The organism is Telluria sp. AIW5, from assembly GCF_056680575.1.
Genome location: NZ_CM155289.1, coordinates 844,570 through 864,269, shown reverse-complemented (window position 1 = coordinate 864,269; position 19,700 = coordinate 844,570). Strand labels below are relative to the sequence as shown.

Annotated in this window: 18 protein-coding genes; 5 read left to right on the top strand and 13 right to left on the bottom strand. The window is 61.1% G+C overall.

The window, feature by feature from the left end; translation table 11 throughout:
- Positions 1-129: 129 nt before the first annotated feature.
- Positions 130-1,755 (bottom strand): GMC family oxidoreductase, encoded by a 1,626-nt coding sequence (locus AC1MEM_RS03830; protein WP_499475445.1) that lies wholly within the window; start codon positions 1,753-1,755, stop codon positions 130-132.
- A gap of 13 nt (positions 1,756-1,768) precedes the next feature.
- Entirely contained in the window at positions 1,769-2,812 is a 1,044-nt protein-coding gene (locus AC1MEM_RS03825) for an NAD(P)H-dependent flavin oxidoreductase (protein ID WP_499475444.1), read from the bottom strand.
- 728 nt (positions 2,813-3,540) lie between these two features.
- Here AC1MEM_RS03825 and AC1MEM_RS03820 point away from each other — a divergent pair.
- Both AC1MEM_RS03820 and AC1MEM_RS03815 read left to right on the top strand, forming a co-directional pair.
- Positions 3,541-3,762: a hypothetical protein gene (locus tag AC1MEM_RS03820; RefSeq protein ID WP_499475443.1), complete on the top strand. Its 222-nt coding sequence runs from the start codon at positions 3,541-3,543 to the stop codon at positions 3,760-3,762.
- A gap of 548 nt (positions 3,763-4,310) precedes the next feature.
- Positions 4,311-5,111, top strand: a complete 801-nt coding sequence (locus AC1MEM_RS03815) for a 5'-methylthioadenosine/adenosylhomocysteine nucleosidase (RefSeq protein ID WP_499475442.1) — start codon at positions 4,311-4,313, stop codon at positions 5,109-5,111.
- Here AC1MEM_RS03815 and ald read toward each other — a convergent pair.
- Both ald and putA read right to left on the bottom strand, forming a co-directional pair.
- Complete coding sequence (ald, locus tag AC1MEM_RS03810) at positions 5,081-6,196, bottom strand: alanine dehydrogenase (RefSeq protein WP_499475441.1); 1,116 nt, start codon at positions 6,194-6,196, stop codon at positions 5,081-5,083. The two genes, AC1MEM_RS03815 and ald, sit on opposite strands and share 31 nt — an antisense overlap.
- A gap of 36 nt (positions 6,197-6,232) precedes the next feature.
- Complete coding sequence (gene putA, locus AC1MEM_RS03805; protein ID WP_499475439.1) at positions 6,233-9,880, bottom strand: trifunctional transcriptional regulator/proline dehydrogenase/L-glutamate gamma-semialdehyde dehydrogenase; 3,648 nt, start codon at positions 9,878-9,880, stop codon at positions 6,233-6,235.
- Between the two features lie 207 nt (positions 9,881-10,087).
- On the opposite strand from putA, the gene AC1MEM_RS03800 reads away from it, so the two are divergent.
- The gene (locus tag AC1MEM_RS03800; RefSeq protein WP_056340766.1) at positions 10,088-10,543 is read left to right on the top strand and encodes an Lrp/AsnC ligand binding domain-containing protein; all 456 of its coding nucleotides are present in this window, start codon (positions 10,088-10,090) and stop codon (positions 10,541-10,543) included.
- A gap of 60 nt (positions 10,544-10,603) precedes the next feature.
- On the opposite strand, the gene AC1MEM_RS03795 is transcribed toward AC1MEM_RS03800, so the two are convergent.
- Positions 10,604-11,560 (bottom strand): LysR family transcriptional regulator, encoded by a 957-nt coding sequence (locus tag AC1MEM_RS03795; protein WP_499475438.1) that lies wholly within the window; start codon positions 11,558-11,560, stop codon positions 10,604-10,606.
- A gap of 157 nt (positions 11,561-11,717) precedes the next feature.
- Between AC1MEM_RS03795 and AC1MEM_RS03790 the strand changes: the two genes are divergently transcribed.
- A complete protein-coding gene (locus tag AC1MEM_RS03790; RefSeq protein ID WP_499475437.1) occupies positions 11,718-11,921 on the top strand; it encodes a hypothetical protein in 204 nt (67 codons plus the stop codon).
- Positions 11,922-11,990: 69 nt separating this feature from the next.
- Here AC1MEM_RS03790 and AC1MEM_RS03785 read toward each other — a convergent pair whose 3' ends face one another.
- The 7 genes from AC1MEM_RS03785 to AC1MEM_RS03755 form a co-directional block, all read right to left on the bottom strand.
- Entirely contained in the window at positions 11,991-12,587 is a 597-nt protein-coding gene (locus tag AC1MEM_RS03785) for a chalcone isomerase family protein (RefSeq protein WP_499475436.1), read from the bottom strand.
- Between the two features lie 21 nt (positions 12,588-12,608).
- Positions 12,609-14,228, bottom strand: a complete 1,620-nt coding sequence (locus tag AC1MEM_RS03780; RefSeq protein WP_499475434.1) for a methyl-accepting chemotaxis protein — start codon at positions 14,226-14,228, stop codon at positions 12,609-12,611.
- 133 nt (positions 14,229-14,361) lie between these two features.
- Positions 14,362-14,820 carry a DUF1003 domain-containing protein gene (locus tag AC1MEM_RS03775; RefSeq protein WP_499475432.1) on the bottom strand — a complete coding sequence of 153 codons (459 nt, stop codon included), beginning with the start codon at positions 14,818-14,820 and terminating at the stop codon, positions 14,362-14,364.
- A 174-nt stretch (positions 14,821-14,994) separates the two neighbouring features.
- The gene (locus AC1MEM_RS03770; RefSeq protein WP_499475430.1) at positions 14,995-15,255 is read right to left on the bottom strand and encodes a YfhL family 4Fe-4S dicluster ferredoxin; all 261 of its coding nucleotides are present in this window, start codon (positions 15,253-15,255) and stop codon (positions 14,995-14,997) included.
- 33 nt (positions 15,256-15,288) lie between these two features.
- A complete protein-coding gene (gene coaD, locus AC1MEM_RS03765) occupies positions 15,289-15,786 on the bottom strand; it encodes a pantetheine-phosphate adenylyltransferase (protein ID WP_499475428.1) in 498 nt (165 codons plus the stop codon).
- A 186-nt stretch (positions 15,787-15,972) separates the two neighbouring features.
- Positions 15,973-16,632: a 16S rRNA (guanine(966)-N(2))-methyltransferase RsmD gene (gene rsmD, locus AC1MEM_RS03760; protein ID WP_499475426.1), complete on the bottom strand. Its 660-nt coding sequence runs from the start codon at positions 16,630-16,632 to the stop codon at positions 15,973-15,975.
- A 30-nt stretch (positions 16,633-16,662) separates the two neighbouring features.
- Positions 16,663-17,571 (bottom strand): DUF6279 family lipoprotein, encoded by a 909-nt coding sequence (locus AC1MEM_RS03755; protein WP_499475424.1) that lies wholly within the window; start codon positions 17,569-17,571, stop codon positions 16,663-16,665.
- Between the two features lie 27 nt (positions 17,572-17,598).
- Here AC1MEM_RS03755 and glmU point away from each other — a divergent pair, with 27 nt between their 5' ends.
- Positions 17,599-18,975 (top strand): bifunctional UDP-N-acetylglucosamine diphosphorylase/glucosamine-1-phosphate N-acetyltransferase GlmU, encoded by a 1,377-nt coding sequence (glmU, locus tag AC1MEM_RS03750; protein ID WP_499475422.1) that lies wholly within the window; start codon positions 17,599-17,601, stop codon positions 18,973-18,975.
- Positions 18,976-19,100: 125 nt separating this feature from the next.
- Here glmU and AC1MEM_RS03745 read toward each other — a convergent pair whose 3' ends face one another.
- Entirely contained in the window at positions 19,101-19,571 is a 471-nt protein-coding gene (locus AC1MEM_RS03745; RefSeq protein ID WP_499475421.1) for an Lrp/AsnC family transcriptional regulator, read from the bottom strand.
- Positions 19,572-19,700: the final 129 nt, after the last annotated feature.

Here is a 19,700-nt window from a genome sequence, read left to right as displayed (position 1 = left end):
CTGCGTCTTATAGGTACTTGGCAAATATTACACAGTTCGGTTCTTTACACAATACAACGCAAGCCTGTGCAGACGCGCACAAACGGGCCGCCAGCGCAGACCCGTTGTGCATAAATGAACAGGTAACGGTCAGGCGTGTGCAGCCTTGATCAGCTCAGCTGCTTTCTCGGCAATCATGAGCGTCGGCGAATTCGTATTGCCGGAGGTGATGAAGGGTATGATCGAGGCATCGACCACGCGCAAGCCCCCTACCCCGCGCACGCGCAAGGCGCTGTCGACCACCGCTTGCGGGTCGTCGCGGCGGCCCATCTTGCAGGTGCCGACCGGATGAAAAATCGTGGTGCCGATCAGGCCGGCGGCTTCGGCCAGTTCTTCTTCGGTGCGGTAATGCGGCCCGGGCTTGAATTCCTGCGGTTGATAGCGTGCCAGTGCGGGCGCCGCGACGATGCGGCGCGTCAGGGATAAGGCCGCCGCGGCGGTCTGGCGGTCCTCCACGGTGCTGAGATAATTCGGGGTGATTTTCGGCGGCGCGTAGCTGTCGTGCGTACTCAGGCGAACATGGCCGCGCGCGGTCGGGCGCAGGTTGCAGACGCTGGCGGTAAAGGCGGGAAACCCGTGCAGCGGGTCGCCGAATTTTTCCAGGGACAGCGGTTGCACGTGGTATTGCAGGTTCGGCGTCGCCTGCTCGGCGCTTGACTTGGCAAAGGCACCCAGCTGCGAGGGCGCCATCGACATCGGCCCGCTGCGCAATAAGGCGTATTCGAGGCCGATCTTCATCTTGCCGAACCAGGACGCGGCGCTGGTATTCAGGGTTTTCACGCCCTGCACTTTATAGACCATGCGCAGTTGCAGGTGATCCTGCAGGTTTTCTCCTACGCCCGGCAAATCGACGCGAGGCGTGACGCCGTGGCGCTGCAGGTGGCCGCCTTCGCCAATGCCCGACAGTTGCAGGATATGGGGCGAGCCGATGGCGCCGGCTGCCAATAAAGTTTCGCGGCGGGCTTTTGCGGTGTAGGCCTTGCCGGCGCCGGTAAATTGCACGCCGCGGCAGGCGGGGCCCGTTTCCGTCGTGTCGACCAGCAGGCGCTCGACGTGGCAGCCGGTCATGATCGTCAAATTCGGGCGCTGGGCCGCCGGTTTCAAGAATGCTTTCGCGGTATTCAGGCGAATCCCGCGGCGCTGGTTCACTTCGAAATAGGAGGAGCCGGCATTGTTTCCGGTATTGAAATCGTCGACCTTGTCGATCCCGACCTCGGCCGCGGCATCGCGGAAGGCGTCGAGGATTTTCCAGGACAGCCGCTGCTTTTCGACGCGCCATTCTCCGCCGGCGCCGTGGGCCTCGCTGGCGCCCCGATAATGGTCTTCGCTTTTTTTGAACAGCGGCAGCACCTGCTCCCAGCGCCAGGAATCGTCGCCGCAACTGTCTGCCCAGCGCGCGTAATCCTGCTGCTGGCCGCGCATATAAATCATGCCGTTGATCGAGGAGCTGCCGCCCAGCACTTTGCCGCGCGGGTAGATCAGGGCCCGTCCATTCAGGCCCGGGTCCGGTTCGGTATTGAACAGCCAATCGGTGCGTGGATTGCCGATGCAGTGCAGGTAACCGACAGGAATGTGGATCCAGAGGTAATCGTCGCGTGCGCCCGCTTCGATCAGCAGCACCTCGATATGCTTATCCTGCGTCAGGCGATTGGCCAGAACGCAGCCGGCGGTACCGGCCCCAACGATGATGTAGTCGTATTCTCCAGCCGATTCCACGCGATTCGTCTCCTCAGGGTTGCGATTCGGATGCCAGCTCAGTTGCGAGTAATTTCACCAGGTCTCCCGCCGGCATCGGCCGCGCCCGGGCAAATTCGGTGCCGGCCCACATCGACATCAATTCCGTGTCGCCGCTTTTCGCGGCCGCGGCGCGGATCGGGCCGGTCAGCGCATTCTGGATCGGATAAGGCGGCACTTGCGACTCCACGCTTTCCATTTGCCGCATGAAGCCGTTGTCGATACCGCGTGCGTAGCGTCCGGAAAAACTGCGCGTCTGCCGGGTTGTTCCTTCCCCACTCAGCAGCCGCGCCTTATACGCCGGGTGGATGGACGCTTCGTCGGTCACGAGAAAGGCGGTACCCATCTGCACGGCGCGTGCACCCAGCGCCATTGCCCGCTTGATATCCTGGCCCGTCATGATGCCGCCGGCAGCGATCACGGGAATTTTTACGGCCGCGACCACCGCCGGCCAGAGGGCAAAAGCCGGCAAGCGCGCGTCTTCCTGGCGCCCGATAAAGGTGCCGCGATGGCCACCCGCCTCGATTCCGGACGCAACCACCGCATCGGCGCCGATCGCTTCCCAGGCCCGCCCTTCCTCGGCGGTGGTGACGGTACCGATCACCAGGATCCCGGCTGCATGGAGGCGCTCGACCTGGACGGCTTCGAGGATGCCGAAGGTAAAACTGACGGCCGCCGGACGCAGTCGGATCAAGGTCTCGAACTGGGCGTCGAAATCCTCGCACCATTTATTCGGCACCGGCAGCGCGTTCCAGCCCAGGCTTTCCCAGACCGGGCGCAGCAGTTCGATGGCGCCGCTGATCTCGTTGGCGCTCGGGGCCGGTTTGCCCTGCACGAAAAAATTCAGCATGAAAGGCCGGCTGGTCAGCGTGCGGATGCGCGCTACCTGCTCCTCGATGACCGCCGGAGACAGCAGCGAACACGGCAGGGAACCAAGCGCACCGGCATTCGAGACGGCGGCGACCAACTCGGGCGTACAGGAGCCGCCCGCCATCGGGCCCTGGATGACCGGTACCTGGAACAAATCGTTGATTGCCATGTCCGCCTCCGTTTTTCGTCAGTTTGAATTCACCAAGGCAAGCTTACCAGATCGTCACCGTAAAGCCAGAGGGGCATCTGTGGATAAGGTTCTTGATATCCACAGGAACGGATTGTGCAGAAACGCGACTTTTTGCGGTCGCGAAAATCTTGTCCAGATTTGTCACCGGCGCGATACAGCCGCCATCACAGGCTTATACCGCGCGTAAACCAATGATTTCTCATCCGTTAACCGACTTATCCACAGAAAATGCCACTTGTTAACACTACTACTATCCTTGTATACCTATTTTGGTTGTAAACCTGAATAAGCGCAGGCTGTGGGTTTGCAAAATTTTTTTTTCTTCTCCTTCCCGAACTGTTGGCTGCCAACCTCAGAACCGGCATCGGGGATCGCCTTGGCCGCTTCCCTGGCTGATCGCATCGCCTTTCCCTGCCCGCCTGCCCGTGCCTGCGCACAGGCAGAAACCAGGCAGTAACCCGGCTGCAAGCCGGCTGTGGACAAACACATGCATATCCACAGGAGCGAATGTGCAGAAGCGCGGCTTTTGACGGCCGCGCAAAATCTGTACACCTTCGGTGCAATCCGGATACAGCGCTTGTTCAGCACATCAAAAGTGCGCTAAGCCATTGACCCTGTGGAGAAAATTGACCTTATCCACAGAAAACTGCGCCGTTAACTACTACTACTATTTTGTATACATACTTTTTTAATTAAATAGATGAAGCATGCGCGCTGTGAAAAACCCGGCTCGCGTTCGCTCCTGGCCAGGCGAAAAGCCAGGTCGGATCGAAGTGACGATGGTCTGCAGGAAAACGACAGGCGAACGGGGTGGTGAAAAGGCACTGCGCTTGGCGACCGCTGTAAAAAAAAAAGCGCTGCGCATGCGGCCACGACCACGCGACGCGCTGCAGGCAATCGGCTGGTCGATGGTTTGGCAGGAAACGTGATGCGGGTGGCGGCAGCAAAAAATGCGTGCGCGGCTTGCAAGCGGTGCAAATGCGTGGACTCGGGAGTCCACCCTACGGGCAGCGCCAGCTGGTGCCGAGCGCGAATTGCTTTGTCAGTGGGCGGCAACAGGCTGGTGATGCCTCGTCTGGCAGCGAACCTGGTGGCAAAATCCGCTCGAGGGACCGGTTTTTCCAAAAAAAACGCGCTTTTTGGCGCTTCAGCTGTGGACAAGCCACTGCATATCCACAGGCCCGGATGTGCAGAACGACGTTTACTGAAGACAACTCGTTTTTTCTCCAACATCCGTGCAAGCTCGATACAATCTTTGTCCAGCGCGTTTGTAATGTCGTAAACCGCTGATCTTGTGGAGTAAACCCGTCTTATCCACAGCAGAATGCTCGTTTACTACTACTACCAATCTGTATACATACCTTTATTACTGTAAACAGAGAAAAGCGCGAACAACGTGGACAAGCCGTTTTTCAAGCCAAAAACCCGCTGAAAAACGCGTTCGACACCCATCAACACTCTTAAAAACAGCCAAAATATGCGTCTCGGGATCATCAGCGCACTGTCCGAAGAACAGCAGGGGCTCGTGGAAGCCATGCAAGGCCCCTACAAGCTCGTCCATGGTCAACGCGAGTACTGGGTCGGACAGCTGTGGGAAATCGACGCTGTGTGCGTTCTGTCGCGTATAGGCAAGGTTGCCGCTGCCATGACAGCGACCACGCTTGTGGAGAAGTTCGGAGTTACCCACATCGTGTTTACGGGTGTGGCTGGTGCCGGCGACAAGGCGGTGCAGGTCGGCGACATCGTGGTGGCCGAATCGCTGGTCCAGCACGACATGGATGCCAGTCCCCTGTTTCCGCGTTTCGAGGTGCCCCTGACCGGCTTGACGCATTTCCCGGCAGACCACCGCCTCGGCACGCGCCTGATCGATGCCGCCCACGCTTTCCTGGACCAGGATTTCGAGGAGGCGATCGAGGCCGGAGAAAAAACAGCGTTCAGGCTGACCCAGCCGCGCATCCACCGTGGCCTGATCGCCAGCGGCGACCAGTTTATTAAGGACCGCGAGCACATCAATGGCCTGAATGCGGCCTTGCCCGGCCTGGTGGCGGTCGAAATGGAGGGGGCGGCAGTAGCCCAGGTGTGTTACGAGTTGAACCTGCCCTGCGCCGTGATCCGGACGATTTCAGACAACGCCAATGAAAACGCGGCCACCGATTTTTTACGTTTCGTAAAATCGGTGGCCGCGGTCTATGCGTTTTATATCGTCAGGCGGTTCTGCCTGCAGGCAGACGGGCTGGCGGCGAACGCTCAAGCCAGCAGGGAATCGGCCGGCACGTAGTCGTAGCCCAGGGTTTTGGCGACGGCTTCATACGTCACCTTGCCCAGGCAGACATTCAAACCCTGGCGCAGGTGGGCGTCCTCCAATAAAGCGCGGCGCCAGCCCTTGCCGGCCAGCGCGAGCGCATGGCCGATCGTCGCGTTGTTCAATGCGAAAGTCGAGGTGCGGGCAACGGCGCCCGGCATGTTTGCCACGCAATAGTGAATAACGCCATCGACCATGAAGGTCGGATCGGCGTGGGTGGTCGCATGCGAAGTTTCGAAGCAGCCGCCCTGGTCGATCGCCACGTCGACCACGACCGCCCCCTTCTTCATCTTTGCAATCATGCTGCGCGTGACCAGCTTCGGCGCCGCCGCACCCGGCACCAGCACGCCACCGATGACGAGGTCGGCCGCCAGCACCGCTTCCTCGATTGCGTGCGCGGTCGAATACACGGTGGCGATGCGGTTGCCGTAGACCAGGTCGAGCTGGCGCAGGCGGTCGATGTTTTTATCGAGTACGGTGACCCGTGCGCCGGTGCCGACCGCCATCTGTAATGCGTTGGTACCGACCACGCCGGCCCCGATGATGACGATGTGGCCCGGCGCCACGCCCGGTACGCCGCCCAGCAGCAGGCCCATCCCGCCTTTCGACTTTTCCAGGTGGGCCGCGCCGGCCTGGATCGCCATGCGCCCCGCCACTTCGCTCATCGGCGCGAGCAGGGGCAAGCCGCCGCCCTGGCCGGTGATCGTTTCGTAGGCAATGCAGACCGCCTTCGATTTCACCAGCGCCGCCGTCTGTTCCGGGTCCGGCGCCAGGTGCAGATAGGTGTACAGGATCTGGCCTTCGCGCAGCATCGCGCATTCGCCGGGCTGCGGTTCCTTCACTTTGACGACCATGTCGGCACGGGCAAAGATCTCTTGCGCCGTGGCGACGATGGTGGCGCCGGCGGTGATGTATTGGTCGTCCGACAAGCCGATCTCGGTGCCGGCGTTCTTCTGGACAATCACTTGATGCCCGCGTGCGACCAGCTCGTGCACGGAAGGCGGGGTCAGGCCGACCCGGTACTCATGGTTTTTGATCTCTTTTGGAACGCCAACTAACATGTCTTCCTCCAATTGAACAAACAAACTGCTACATGATTACAGCCCCAAGGTCATGAGGCTTGCGTTGCCGCCAGCCGCAGTCGTGTTGACGCATACCGCACGCTCGGCCACCAAACGCCACACGGGAACCGGCGAGCTCGCATCGGTATCGACGATGCCGACGATCGCACCGGTGCGCGCTGCCAGCTGCGAGCGCAGATTGCCTGGCAAACCCGCTTCGATCAGCGCGATCTCGCATTCGCAATTGTTCACTTCCGCTGCACCAATAAAACGGATGCGGTCTTTCACGGGCGCCGGCAAGTCTTCCGGCAAGGCGAAGCCCGCACCGGCGAGCACGAGGGCGCGGTTGCCAGTTGCCATCGCGGCCGCCAACTGGTTCAGCATGCCCTTGATCGTGCTTGCTGCGCACAGCACGACCCCCCGCGCACAGAAGGACAGGCGATTCGTTTCGCCGGTCGGGCCCGGTAGCGTGAGCGTGGTCCCGTTCAATTGGCTGCGGGAATACGTCTCGCACAAGGCGACAATATCCTCATGGCCATGGTTGCGCGCCCACACTTGCAGCGCGGCGAGCGCCGCATACGGTTTGCCGGCATGTTCCTGCAGGGGGGCGGCCTGGCGCTGCAGGCGCTTGATGTAGAGCGGACCACCGGCTTTCGGGCCGGTGCCGGATTTGCCTTCCCCGCCGAAAGGCTGCACGCCGACGACGGCGCCGACGATATTCCGGTTCACGTAGATATTCCCGACGTGGGCACGGGTCGTGATGAAATCGATGGTTTCGTCGATGCGCGAGTGAATACCCAGCGTCAGGCCGTAGCCGGTGGCGTTGATCGTATCGACCACTTTGCCCAGGTCGGCGCGGCGATAGCGCACGATGTGCAGTACCGGTCCGAACACTTCCTGCTTCAGTTCCGCCAGGGAAGCGATTTCCAGCACGGTCGGCGGCACAAACGTCCCTTGCGAGGTCAGCGAGGCCGGCAATTCCAACGCGAAATACTGCTTGGCCGTGGCTCTCATGCGCTCGATGTGGGCCAGCAAATTGCGCTGGGCGTCGGCGTCGATCACGGGACCGATGTCGGTCGCCAGGCGGTCGGGGCTGCCGACGCGCAATTCGCCGAGTGCGCCCTTCAGCATGCGGATCGTTTTATCGGCAATATCTTCCTGCAGGAACAAGACGCGCAGCGCGGAGCAGCGCTGGCCGGCGGAATCAAAAGCCGAACTCAGCACGTCCTGCACCACCTGCTCCGGCAGCGCCGAGGAATCGACGATCAGGGCATTCTGGCCGCCGGTTTCCGCGACCAGCGGAATATCGATGCCCTCGGCTTCGCCGCGTTGCGCGAGCGTGCGGTTGATCAGTTGCGCAACTTCGGTCGATCCCGTAAAAATCACGCCTTTTACGCGCGAATCTGATGTGAGGGCGGCACCGACGACTTCGCCGCGGCCCGGCAGCAATTGCAGCGCGGCGCGCGGAATGCCGGCTTCATGAAACAGCTCCACCGCACGGTGCGCGATCAATGGCGTCTGCTCGGCCGGTTTTGCGAGCACGACGTTGCCGGCGGCCAGTGCGGCGGCCACCTGGCCGGTAAAAATGGCGAGCGGGAAGTTCCACGGGCTGATGCAGGTGACGGGACCCAGCGCTTGCGCAGGTGCAGCGTCTTTGACCTGGGCGCCGTAATAGCGCAAAAAGTCGACGGCTTCGCGGATTTCCGCGATCGCGTTCGGCAGCGATTTGCCGGCTTCGCGCACGGCCAGGGCCATCAGCTCGGCGCAATTGGCTTCGAACAGGTCGGCGACGCGGTCGAGGATGGCGGCGCGCTGCGTGTTGGCGCTGCTGTTCCACTCGCCGGCAAAGGCGGTGGCGGCGGCCAGCGCGGTGTCGACATCGGTCTTCGCCGCTTCCTGGACCAGGCCGACGACATCGGCGTTTTGTGCCGGATTCACGACCGACAAGCTGTCCGCACCTTCCACCGCGCCGGCAATCAGGGGCGTCGCCTTGTACGCGCGCTGGCGCGACAGTTCCGTGCCCAGGGTGCGCAGCGCATCTTCATTCGTCAGGTCGATGCCGGCCGAATTTTTTCTCTCGGTCCCGAACAGCGCGCGCGGCAGGGCGATACCCGTATGCGGCAAGCCGCCGCTGGCGCGCGCGACCTCGAACGGATCATTCAATAAGGTATCGATGGCGACTTTTTCGTCGACGATCTGGTTCACGAAAGACGAGTTGGCGCCGTTTTCCAGCAGGCGGCGCACGAGATAGGCGAGCAGGGTTTCGTGGGAACCGACCGGCGCATAAATGCGGCAGGTTTTATCGAGGTTTTCTTTGCCTACGACCTGGTCGTACAGCGTCTCGCCCATGCCGTGCAGGCACTGGAATTCATAGTTTTCGACACCGCGCTCCCTGGCCCAGGTATAAATCACCGACAAGGTGTGCGCATTGTGGGTCGCGAACTGGGCGTAGATGACATCCGTCGCCCCCAGCAGTTTCTCGGCGCAGGTGAGATACGACACGTCCGTATAGACCTTGCGCGTATAGACCGGGAAGCCCGGCATGCCATCGACTTGCGCACGCTTGATCTCCGCATCCCAATACGCCCCCTTTACCAAACGCACCATGAACTTGCGGCCGCTGCGCTTGGCCAGGTCGATCACGTAATCGATCACGAAGGGGCAGCGTTTTTGATAACCCTGCACCACCAGGCCGATGCCGTCGAAACCGGCGAGTTCGGGGTCAAACGCCAGCGCTTCGAGCATGTCGAGCGAGATCTCGAGGCGATCGGCCTCTTCCGCATCGATATTGATGCCGATGTCGTAGCCTTTTGCGAGTAACACCAGGCTGCGCACGCGCGGCAGCAGTTCGCTCATTACGCGTGCCGACTGCGCGCGGCTGTAGCGCGGGTGCAGGGCCGACAGTTTGATGGAAATGCCCGGGCCGTTCTTGATGCCGCGGCCATTCGACGCCTTGCCGATCGCGTGGATCGCTTTTTCGTAAGAAGCATAATAGCTTTGCGCATCATGCTCGGTCAGCGCCGCTTCTCCCAGCATGTCGTAAGAATATTGATAACCGCGCGCCTCGTTCGGCTGGCTGTTTTTCAAGGCTTCGTCGATGGTCTGGCCGGTCACGAACTGGTTGCCGAGCATGCGCATGGCCAGGTCCACCCCTTTGCGGATCAGCGGTTCGCCGCCTTTGGCGATCAGGCGCGTCATCGCCGAACCGAGACCGCGTTCGCTGTTGCTCGAGACCAGTTTACCGGTAATCAATAAACCCCAGGTCGCGGCGTTCACGAACAGGGAAGGCGATTCGCCCAGGTGGCTGCGCCAGTCGCCGCGGCTGATCTTGTCGGCGATCAGGCGGTCGGCGGTGGCGCTGTCCGGAATGCGCAGCAGCGCTTCGGCCAGGCACATCAACGCGACCCCTTCTTCCGACGACAGGGAGAATTCGTGCATCAAGGCGTCGACACCCGAGGCGCGGGTGCGTTTTGCGCGCACGCTCGAGACCAGGCGGTGCGCCAGCGGTTTCGCCTCGGCACTCGGACGCGCGCCCTGGGCCAGCAGCCATTGCACGGCCTCGGCTTCATCGCGGCGGTAAGCGGCCGTGATGGCGGCGCGCAGCGGCGACTGGCCGGGCTTGATTTCCGCTTGAAATGCGTCGAAGGGAACGAAGGTGGTGGCCGGAGTGGCGGCGATCTGCATGGTGGTCTTGTCAGGGTCAGGTCAAAGGGTGCGCACAGCAAAACGCGCCGGTCTGCAGGGGCAGCCGGCGCGCGTTTTGATACGTGCTTCAATCGTTTGATTGTAGAAGGATTTCTTCTGGATTAATTCTGTTTTTACGGGGTACTAGCAATAGATAGTTTTTGGTGCGAGAATTCGACCAAATAATATTTACAGTGGGAGCGCCGCATGCTGGACAAGATATCGAAAAAAATCCTCGCCGAGTTGCAGAACGACGGCCGCATCAGCAACGTCGAACTCGCCACTCGCGTGAACCTGTCGCCTGCAGCCTGCCTCGAGCGGGTGCGCAAACTCCACGAGTCCGGCTACATCATGGGTTATACGGCCCAGCTGAATCCCCAGCTGCTCGACGTTTCCCTGCTGGTGTTCATCGAAGTCGTGCTCGACCGCACCACGCCGGAAGTGTTCGATGCCTTCAAACAGAGCGTGCAGCTGATCCCGGAAGTGCTGGAATGCCACATGGTGGCGGGCGGCTTCGACTACCTGGTGAAAGCGCGTGTCAAAGACATGGCGGCGTACCGCGAATTCCTCGGCAAGACCTTATTGCAGAAGGGCGTGCGCGAGACGCATACCTATGCGGTGATGGAAGAAGTGAAAAATACGACGAAGCTGCCGATCCGGTAGAGCGGGAGAACGCGCGCCTCCAATGCAGGGTGGACGGGTTCCCCGTCCACCCGACAAGATTTACGCCGCCTGGCGCTCGCCTTTCGGCGCGGTCGCCTGCGCCGCGGTCGTTTCCAGGTTATTCCTCAGCCAGCGGTGCGCCGGGCTGCGGCCGTCGCGTTCGTGCCAGAGCATGTCCAGGTGCACGGCCGGCAGGGCGAAGGGCAGTTCGCGCCAGACCAGCGATTCCGTCATCCCGGTCGAGACCATCAAATGTTTCGGCAACACCGTGATCAAGTCCGAATTCGCCACCACCCGTCCGGCGGTAAAGAATTGGTTCACGGTCAGCAAAATGCGCCGTTCGCGCCCGATTTGCGCCAGCGCCTCATCGACCAGGCCGTGCGCGCGGCCGGAAAAACTGACCAATAAGTGATTGGCCTTGCAATAGGTGTCGAGGTCGAGCTTGTTGCCGGCCAGCGGGTGGTTCTTGCGCATCACGCACACGTACTGGCCGGAATACAGGCGCTCGTGGCGGATCGGCGAACCGGTTTCATACGACAGCTGCGCCGCCACGCCCGGGAAAAAGCCGACGGCCAGGTCGATGTCGCCGCGCAGCAGCATCGGGCGCGGCTCGCGCGTCGTCAGCGGCATCATGCGGATGTTCACGCCCGGCGCCTCGCTTTCGATCGAACGCATGAGCGACGGCAGCCAGTAGGCGGCGGTGGCGTCGGCCATCGCCATGCGGAAGGTGGCCTGGGCTTTGGAGACGTCGAAGGTTTCCGGCATCACGGCCGCTTCCAGCGACTGCAGCGCCGCGCGCACCGATGGCCATAAGGCTTCGGCGCGCGGCGTCGGCTTCACGCCATAGGCGGTGCGGATCAGCAACTCGTCGCCCAGGCTTTCGCGCAGGCGTTTGATGGCGTTCGATACCGCCGGCTGGGTCATCGCCAGGTGGCCGGCAGCACGTGTCAGGTTTTGTTCGGTCATGACTGCGTCGAACACGCGCAGCAGGTTCAGGTCCAGCGTCAGGAAGCTCATGGAGTCTCTCGTTGGTAATAATGCGCCGCAATTGGTCTGCATCAAAGTGTACCCCATTTCATTCACAATCAATATAAGGCACATCAGTAAACGAAATTAGATTTATATGTTGCAATGCACTATAGTTCTAAAAAACAACATTCCGTCGTCAGTAATCATGTCCTTCGCCGCAGCGCTTACCCTCCTGTCCTTCCCCATTCCTTCGGTCGCCGAGCTCGTGCGTGGCGTGCTGGTCCTGGCGCTGCTGGCCAGCCTGCTGATGTTTTTTCGTCCCCTCATTTCGGGACTGGTACGCGCCTTCGTGCTGACCGTGCGTCCCCGTCCGGCGCGCCGCCCGCGCGTCATGGGCGCCCGCGCATAAACGCTGCGCCCTGAAAAAAACGCGGCGTCCGGTTACCCGGCGCCGCGTTTTTTCATGTCAGGCCCCTGCTCAGCGTGCGTCGCCCAGCAGCGCCGGCTTCAGCGAGCGGTCGACCGGCTTGTCTCCCAGCCAGATGCGCAGCACGGCATTATAGAAATTCACGTCCGACACGGGTTCGCCGATCCGCTTGCCGTTCAGTTCGCAGACCGTCCCGGTGCCCGGGATCCAGTCCATGTGCAGCACATCGCCCTTTTTGATGTCGTCGACCGCCGCGAACATCTCCCCGAACTTGGCGATCTGGCCGACGATCTTCGCCTTCTCCGCCTTGTCCAGGTTTTCGTTGATGCCATCCATGAAGGCTTTGCCGAGGTCTTCCGAAGCGATGTCGCGCGCCATCACCAGGGTGACGCGGCGCGGGCCCTCGCCTTTCAGGATGTCGGCGACATTCGTCTTCTTTTCCGGCAGATACAGCCCGGCCGCATATACCTTGATGATGAGTTTGGTGCGCATGCCGGCGCCATTCAGTTTCAGCCCCTTCCCGCCGACCTTGTTCGTGTCCTCGAACCGGATGCCGTTGACGTCGATGGCGGCCTGCGCCTGGCAGGCGAAAGCCAGCGCCAGTACGGCGCCGCTGACGAGGGTGTTGGTGTGTTTCATGAAGCTCATGCTGTCTCCTGGGTGATATTTTTATGCGTTCGTTGCGACGGGCGCGGGCAGGCGCCGCGGCGTGTCTGCCGCGTCGAGGGCCGGCCGCTCGGGCGGCACGGCCAATTTGAAAATGCTGACGGCGCGCGCCAGTTGCGCCGCCTGCTGCTGCATCGAGGCCGCGGCTGCGGCCGCCTCCTCGACCAGGGCGGCGTTTTCCTGGGTACTCTGGTCCATGTCGACGACATTCCGGCTGACCTGGGCGATCCCCGTGCTTTGCTCGGCGCTGGCGGCCGTGATCTCGGCCATGATGTCGGTCACGCGGCGCACGCTGTCGACGACGTCGCGCATCGTCGCGCCGGCCTGCTCGACGAGCAGGCTGCCTTCTCGCACCTTGTCGCTCGAGTCGCCTATCAGCACCTTGATTTCCCGGGCCGCCGCCGCCGAGCGCTGGGCCAGGCTGCGCACCTCGGCGGCCACGACCGCAAAGCCGCGCCCCTGCTCGCCCGCGCGCGCAGCTTCGACCGCCGCATTCAGGGCCAGGATATTTGTCTGGAAGGCGATCGAGTCGATGACGCCGATGATGTCGACGATGCGTTGCGAGGACGTCGTGATCGAGCCCATGGTATCGATTACTTTCTCGACCACGGCCCCGCCGCGCGCGGCGACCGTGGACGCCTGCGCAGCCAGGGCATTTGCCTGGCGCGCATTATCTGCGTTCTGCTGGACGGTGTCGGTCAGTTCGCGCATCGCGTCGGCCGTCTGGCCGAGCGAGGCGGCTTGCTGTTCGGTGCGCACCGACAAATCGCTGTTGCCGCTGGCGATCTGGCTCGAACTCGACGCCATCGCTTCGGTGCTGACGCGCACGTCGGCGACGATGTGCTGCAGGCTGTCGTTCATGTGGCGCAGGGCGCGCATCATTTGCCCGGTTTCATCCTCGGTCTCGACACGGATCTCGCTGGTCAAATCGCCATCGGCCACGCGGCGTGCGATTTTGACGACATGGCGCAGCGGCCGCACGATGCTGCGCGTCGCCAGCCAGGCCACGCCCAGGGAAATCACGGCCGCGGCGATGGCCAGGGCCAGCACCAGCAGCTGCGTGCGCCGCGTGACGGTCGCAGCGGCGTCGCCGGCGGCCGTCATCGCGGCATTTTGGTAAGCAATAAAACGGTCGAGCTGCGCGAAATACCTGGTTTGCTGGGGCCGCAGCGAAAACATGAATTTGACCATGGCTTCGTCCTTGCGGTCTTCCAGCACCAGTTTCGCGAACGCTTCCTGGGCCGGCAGGAATTTGGCCTGGATCGCGCTTAATGACGCCAGGATCTGCGCGCCCTCGGGTTCGAGCGTGCTGCCTGCGAGGGCGGCGACGGCGGTGCTGGCGTCGGCGCTTTTTTTGGCGGCATTCTCGAGTTCCTTGCGCACCTGGTCCGGATCGCTCATCACCAGCACGCTGAGCATGCCGCGGGTGGCTTCGTTGACGTCGGCTTTGATCGCATTGGCGCTGACGGTATTCGCGTAGCGCAGGTGGATCAGCGATCCCATTTCATTGTTCAGGCTAGCCAGGCGCGTGTACGACAAACCGGCCAATAACACCAGCAAGGAGATGACGATCCCGAAGCCAATGGCCAGGCGCTGGCCGATGCGCAAGTTATTGATGTTCACCGCATTCCCCGTTTCGTATAAATAAGTATGACCGTGCTAAAACGGCAATACCAATATAGCATCGAAATCTTGTCTAAAATCAAGACAGATCGACTATTTCAATGCTGCAACGGCACAATACAACGGGAAAGTTTTACGCCTGGGGAGGTCGGCGATCGTGTTCCTGGTCGCGCTCGATTGCTTCAAGCACGGTACTGGTGTCGGCCGACTCGGACAGTTCGTCGGCCTCCTGGTCGACCTTGTCGGGCAAGGTCGGGGAATCGCGCCGGATGTCCTCGAGCATGGCAATGATCTTGCTGGTCTTTTCTTCGGCCAGCAGGCTGATCTGCAGATCGAGGTGGGCATTGTGCTCGGCCAGTTTCGACATGCGGTTCTGGCGAATCAGGACGGTCGTGGAAATGATGAAGGCATTCAGCGATACAAAACCCTGCAGCCAGAAGAATGGCGGTTCGTCCGGCTGGGGCAGGTCGAATTGGGAAGCGGCCAAGTTCCAGGCGATCCAGCAAACGATCAGGCTCGCGTTCACGGCAAAATAGCCGGGGCTGCCGAGAAACAGGCTCATTTTCTCGACAAAGGCCTGGGCCCGTGTCACGCTTTCTTCATGGCGCGCGTAATACTCGGCGATCGTGTCGAGATTTTTATTAACCGATTGTGGTAGCCGCGAAGTTAATTCGTCGTCGTTTTCATCCATACGGGCAGAATAGCATTGCCGTATGAATTCGCCCGCCGGCCTGCGCGATCCATGTGGCGCAGCCGGCAGTAGTCGTCAGGAGGCGTTCTTGTCCGCCGTCAGGCGTTCGTACTTGGCCATGAGTTCCTCGCGCGTTTCGCGCCAGGCCGGATTGAACGGAATGCAGGCGACCGGGCACAGGGCCTGGCACTGCGGTTCGTCGAAGTGGCCGACGCATTCCGTGCACTTATGCGGGTCGATCTCGTAGATCTCTTCGCCCATCGAAATCGCGTCGTTCGGGCACTCGGGCTCGCACACGTCGCAATTGATGCATTCGTCGGTAATCAGTAAGGCCATGATGCGGCTGCTTTAAATAATGTGAATGCCTGGTCAGGCTTTCGGCAGGTTCATGGATGCAATTTTCTTTTGCAGCCAGCGGTCGACCGAAGGGAATACGAATTTCGACACATCGCCGCCCAGCATCGCGATTTCGCGCACGATGGTGCCGGAAATGAATTGGTACTGGTCGGATGGGGTCAGGAACAGCGTTTCGACATCGGGCAGCAAATAACGGTTCATGCCGGCCATCTGGAATTCATACTCGAAGTCGGAGACGGCGCGCAGGCCGCGCACGATGACGCGCGCATCGTGCTTGCGCACGAAATCCTTCAACAGGCCGGAAAAACTCTCGACCTTCACGTTCGGGTAATGGCCCAGCACCTCGTTGGCGATCTCGAGGCGCTCGTCGAGCGAGAAGAACGGCTTCTTGTTCTTGCTGTCGGCAACACCGACGACCAGCGTATCGAAGAGGCCCGATGCACGGCGGACCAGATCCTCATGGCCGCGGGTCAGCGGATCGAAGGTACCTGGATAAACGGCTACTACCATTGCTGCTCCCTGGAAGAGAAACCTGTTTAGAGCGCGTAACGCTCCGGAACGCGCATTATGCCTGATAATCCAGCAGTTGCCCCAGAATGGCGCCCGCTCTGCCCGCAAATTGAGCAAATTTGCAGGGTTTAAGCCTTGTTTTCGCGCAAGTTATCGTTCAGCGGATTGCTTGACTCATTGCATACCTCATTTGCTCAACTTCAGCAGGTGATAGAAGACCATACCCGCCTTGTCGGCGCGCACTTGCTCCCACGGGGACAACCAGTCCGGGGTGTCTTCTCCCTGCGGCAGCGCACATTCCGCTTCCACATAGACCATGCCGTCCTCCTTGAGCAGGTCGATACACAGCGGCAGCGCCCTGGCGATGAGGTCCTGCTGATAAGGCGGATCGAGGAAGATCACGTCATAGCGCTGGCCGCGCGCGGCCAGGTCGCGCGCCACGACAAAAGCGTCGCCGCGCAGCACGCTGACGTTCTCCGCGTTGAGCATGTCCTTGTTCTCTTGCAGCTGGCGCGCGGCCGGACCGTGAAAATCGAGCATCGTCACCGAATGGGCGCCGCGGCTGGCGGCCTCGAAGCCGAGTGCGCCGCTGCCGGCGAACAGGTCGAGGCAATCGGTGTGCGCCCAATCGCCGCCGACCTGGTGGTGGATCCAGTTGAAGACCGTTTCGCGCACGCGGTCCGGCGTCGGGCGCAGGCCGAGGGCGTCGACCACCGGCAGCAGGCGCCGTTTCCATTCTCCGCCGATGATGCGTATCTGCTGGGGCGCGAGGCGCGGGCGGCCGTGCTGGCCCTGGGACTTGTTTGCTGGCCTGGTTGCTGGCCTGGTTGCTGGCTTATTTCGCATGGCGCGCACTATACCAGAGGCCCGCGGTCGCTATTTTGCTTCCTTGGCGAGCGCATTGAAATCATCGATCCAGCCCTGCATGCGCTGTTGGGCATGGGCTTTCTGGGCGGGCGTCGCGATGCGGATGGCGGTCAGGATGAAATTCGAGGTCGCGTTGATATAGCTGTCATAAAAACCCTTGCGCTCGGGTGCATCCATGCGCGTAAAAAATTCGTGCAGCAGGGTGGTGATCATGGCGCCGGTCTGCTCCTTGTTCGGCTTTTCCTGTTGAATCTTACGGGCCAGGGCCAGGATCCTGCGCTGGCGGACAATTCGTTCCTCGAGCCAGATATTGTTGTCGAGCGGGCGCGCATCCGAGGTGCGGCGCAGTACCTTTTCCTGCTCGTTACTAAAACTCCCGAACCAGAGTTTGAATTGGTCCATCGACTTGTCGAAGCGCGCTTCATTGCGTTTCTCGACGCTGCCGCTGACGAACTTGCGGCGGTATTCGTCGTTTTTCTTGTTGAAGCGCTTTTCCATTTGCGCGATCTGGTCGGGCGTGAGCGAGCGCGCCAGGTCGACCATATCGGGTACGGCCTTCATGGCCAGGGTTTCGGTGCGGCTGCGCAGCTCGTGGTAATCGTTCAGCAAATCGGCCTGGGTCGGATTGCCGGCCAGCTGGCGCTGGAAGCTGCCGAGCAGGGCGGCGTAATCGTGCAATTGCGTTTTGCGGTGCCATTGAAACAGTTCGCCGATGTCGCGTTTGACCCAATCGGATTGGTTGCCTTCAAAGTCGACATAGGCGTCCAGCCACCAGTAGAGTAGTGTGTCGCCATGGTTGTAGCTGAAACGGATCGTGCTGCAGGCGGTCAGTAAAGCCAGCAGGGCGATCAGGAACAGCGCACGTGTGCGCTGGAACGGGGCGTCGTGCGCGCTGTCATGCGTGATAAACTTTTTCATCTTATTAACTCTTATTGAATACGGCTTATGAACGTTGTCATCCTTGCCGCCGGCATGGGAAAGCGCATGCAGTCCGCGCTGCCTAAAGTGTTGCATCCGCTGGCGGGCAAGCCGCTGCTGCAGCATGTCATCGATACCGCCCGCCTCCTGCGGCCGAGTAAATTATGCGTGATTTACGGACACGGGGGCGCAGCGGTGCCGGACATGGTGGCCGCTCTGGCGACGCCTGGCGAAGCGCCGATCGACACCGCCCTGCAGCAGCCGCAGCTGGGCACCGGCCACGCCGTGATGCAGGCTGTGCCGCAGCTCGACGAAAACGTGCCGACGCTGGTGCTGTACGGCGACGTCCCGCTGACGACCGCCGACTCGCTGCGCCGCCTGGTCGAGGCCGCCGGTAGCGACAAGCTCGGCATCCTGACCGTCGAGCAGGCCAATCCGTTCGGTTTGGGGCGCATCGTGCGAGAAGGTGGCCGCATCGTGCGCATCGTCGAAGAGAAGGATGCGAACGAAGAACAGCGCGCGATCCGCGAAATCAACAGCGGCATCATGTCGATCCCGACGCGCCACCTGAAAACCTGGCTCGCTGCGCTGTCGAACAACAATGCGCAGGGCGAATACTATTTGACCGACATCGTGGCGCAAGCCGTGAGCGATGGCGTCGACGTGGTGTCCGCTTCCCCGGCCGGCGAATGGGAAGTCGCGGGCGTCAACAGCAAGGTGCAACTGGCCGAACTCGAGCGCCGCCATCAACTCAATATCGCTAATGCGCTGCTGGAAAAGGGCGTGACCCTGATGGACCCGGCCCGCATCGACGTGCGCGGCGAACTCATTTGCGGGCGCGATGTCACGATCGATGTCGGCTGCGTATTCGAGGGCCGCGTGGAACTGGCCGATGGCGTCAACGTGGGCCCGCATTGCGTGCTGGTCAACGCCCAGGTGGCGGCCGGTGCGCAGATCAAGCCCTTCTGCCATATCGAGGACGCAGTGGTCGGCGCCAAGTCGCAGATCGGCCCGTATGCGCGCCTGCGCCCCGGCACCGAGCTCGGTCAGGATGTCCACATCGGCAACTTCGTCGAAGTCAAAAACAGCCAGATCGCCGCGCACAGCAAGGCCAATCACCTTGCCTATGTCGGCGACGCCACGATCGGTTCGCGCGTCAACATCGGCGCCGGCACCATCACGTGTAATTACGATGGCGCAAATAAATTCCGCACGGTGATCGAAGACGACGCCTTTATTGGCAGCGACAGCCAGCTGGTCGCCCCGGTTACGGTCGGCAAGGGTGCGACGCTCGGCGCCGGCACCACGCTGACGAAAGATGCGCCGGCCGGCAAGCTGACAATATCCCGCGCCAGGCAGACGACGATCGAAGGCTGGGCGCGTCCAGTGAAAAAGCCGAAGTAATCCACCGGTTTTACAGCGCTCTTCCACCGGAAAATCACAGGGCTATCCACTGGCTTACGCACTGGATATTCCCTGTGATTTCACAGGGTTGCAAACAGGATTATCCACAGGTCAGGCAAGGCTGCTTACACGGCGATCCGCGTATCGAACTTGCTCCTGAAGGTAGAAAAATAGGCTTTTACGTTGCGCACATTGGCGTGGGTCGCGAACAGGCGGTGCGCCAGCGCGTGGTAGGCCGGCATATCCACCACCTGGATGATCAACACGAAATCCGGGCCCGGCGCGACGCGGTAGCACTGCATCACGGCATCCTCCGTCGCCGCCAGTTTCTCGAATTGCGCCATCCGTTCCGCCGCCTGCACGTCGAGCGTGATCTCGACAATCGCCGTCAGGCGCGCACCCACCTTGTCCGGGTCGACAATTGCCACTTGCCGTGCGATAACACCATTCTCGGTCAGCTGCTTGACCCGGCGCAGACAAGTGGGCGGCGACACATGCACTTGTTCGGCCAGCTCCGCATTTGTCTGTGATGCATCAGTTTGCAGGGCATTCAGGATGCGACGATCAAGGTCGTCCAGTCCAAGTTCCAGTGCCATGAAATTCCCATAAAATTTTAGATCAGTTATGAAAGAATATTTCATCTTTCTTGCTGCGTGAAATTTTATAACAAAAAGAGGCGCGCTCTGAAAGCATATTTCATTTGAATTGCCATACGATATGGTTTA

What these genes read in the sequence shown, in the direction of transcription:
- AC1MEM_RS03825 (WP_499475444.1), bottom strand. Translation starts at nt 2,812, where the DNA reads ATGGCAATCAACGATTTGTTCCAGGTACCGGTCATCCAGGGCCCGATG.
- AC1MEM_RS03820 (WP_499475443.1), top strand. Translation starts at nt 3,541, where the DNA reads ATGCGCGCTGTGAAAAACCCGGCTCGCGTTCGCTCCTGGCCAGGCGAA.
- AC1MEM_RS03815 (WP_499475442.1), top strand. Translation starts at nt 4,311, where the DNA reads ATGCGTCTCGGGATCATCAGCGCACTGTCCGAAGAACAGCAGGGGCTC.
- ald (WP_499475441.1), bottom strand. Translation starts at nt 6,196, where the DNA reads ATGTTAGTTGGCGTTCCAAAAGAGATCAAAAACCATGAGTACCGGGTC.
- putA (WP_499475439.1), bottom strand. Translation starts at nt 9,880, where the DNA reads ATGCAGATCGCCGCCACTCCGGCCACCACCTTCGTTCCCTTCGACGCA.
- AC1MEM_RS03800 (WP_056340766.1), top strand. Translation starts at nt 10,088, where the DNA reads ATGCTGGACAAGATATCGAAAAAAATCCTCGCCGAGTTGCAGAACGAC.
- AC1MEM_RS03795 (WP_499475438.1), bottom strand. Translation starts at nt 11,560, where the DNA reads ATGAGCTTCCTGACGCTGGACCTGAACCTGCTGCGCGTGTTCGACGCA.
- AC1MEM_RS03790 (WP_499475437.1), top strand. Translation starts at nt 11,718, where the DNA reads ATGTCCTTCGCCGCAGCGCTTACCCTCCTGTCCTTCCCCATTCCTTCG.
- AC1MEM_RS03785 (WP_499475436.1), bottom strand. Translation starts at nt 12,587, where the DNA reads ATGAGCTTCATGAAACACACCAACACCCTCGTCAGCGGCGCCGTACTG.
- AC1MEM_RS03770 (WP_499475430.1), bottom strand. Translation starts at nt 15,255, where the DNA reads ATGGCCTTACTGATTACCGACGAATGCATCAATTGCGACGTGTGCGAG.
- coaD (WP_499475428.1), bottom strand. Translation starts at nt 15,786, where the DNA reads ATGGTAGTAGCCGTTTATCCAGGTACCTTCGATCCGCTGACCCGCGGC.
- rsmD (WP_499475426.1), bottom strand. Translation starts at nt 16,632, where the DNA reads ATGCGAAATAAGCCAGCAACCAGGCCAGCAACCAGGCCAGCAAACAAG.
- AC1MEM_RS03755 (WP_499475424.1), bottom strand. Translation starts at nt 17,571, where the DNA reads ATGAAAAAGTTTATCACGCATGACAGCGCGCACGACGCCCCGTTCCAG.
- glmU (WP_499475422.1), top strand. Translation starts at nt 17,599, where the DNA reads ATGAACGTTGTCATCCTTGCCGCCGGCATGGGAAAGCGCATGCAGTCC.
- AC1MEM_RS03745 (WP_499475421.1), bottom strand. Translation starts at nt 19,571, where the DNA reads ATGGCACTGGAACTTGGACTGGACGACCTTGATCGTCGCATCCTGAAT.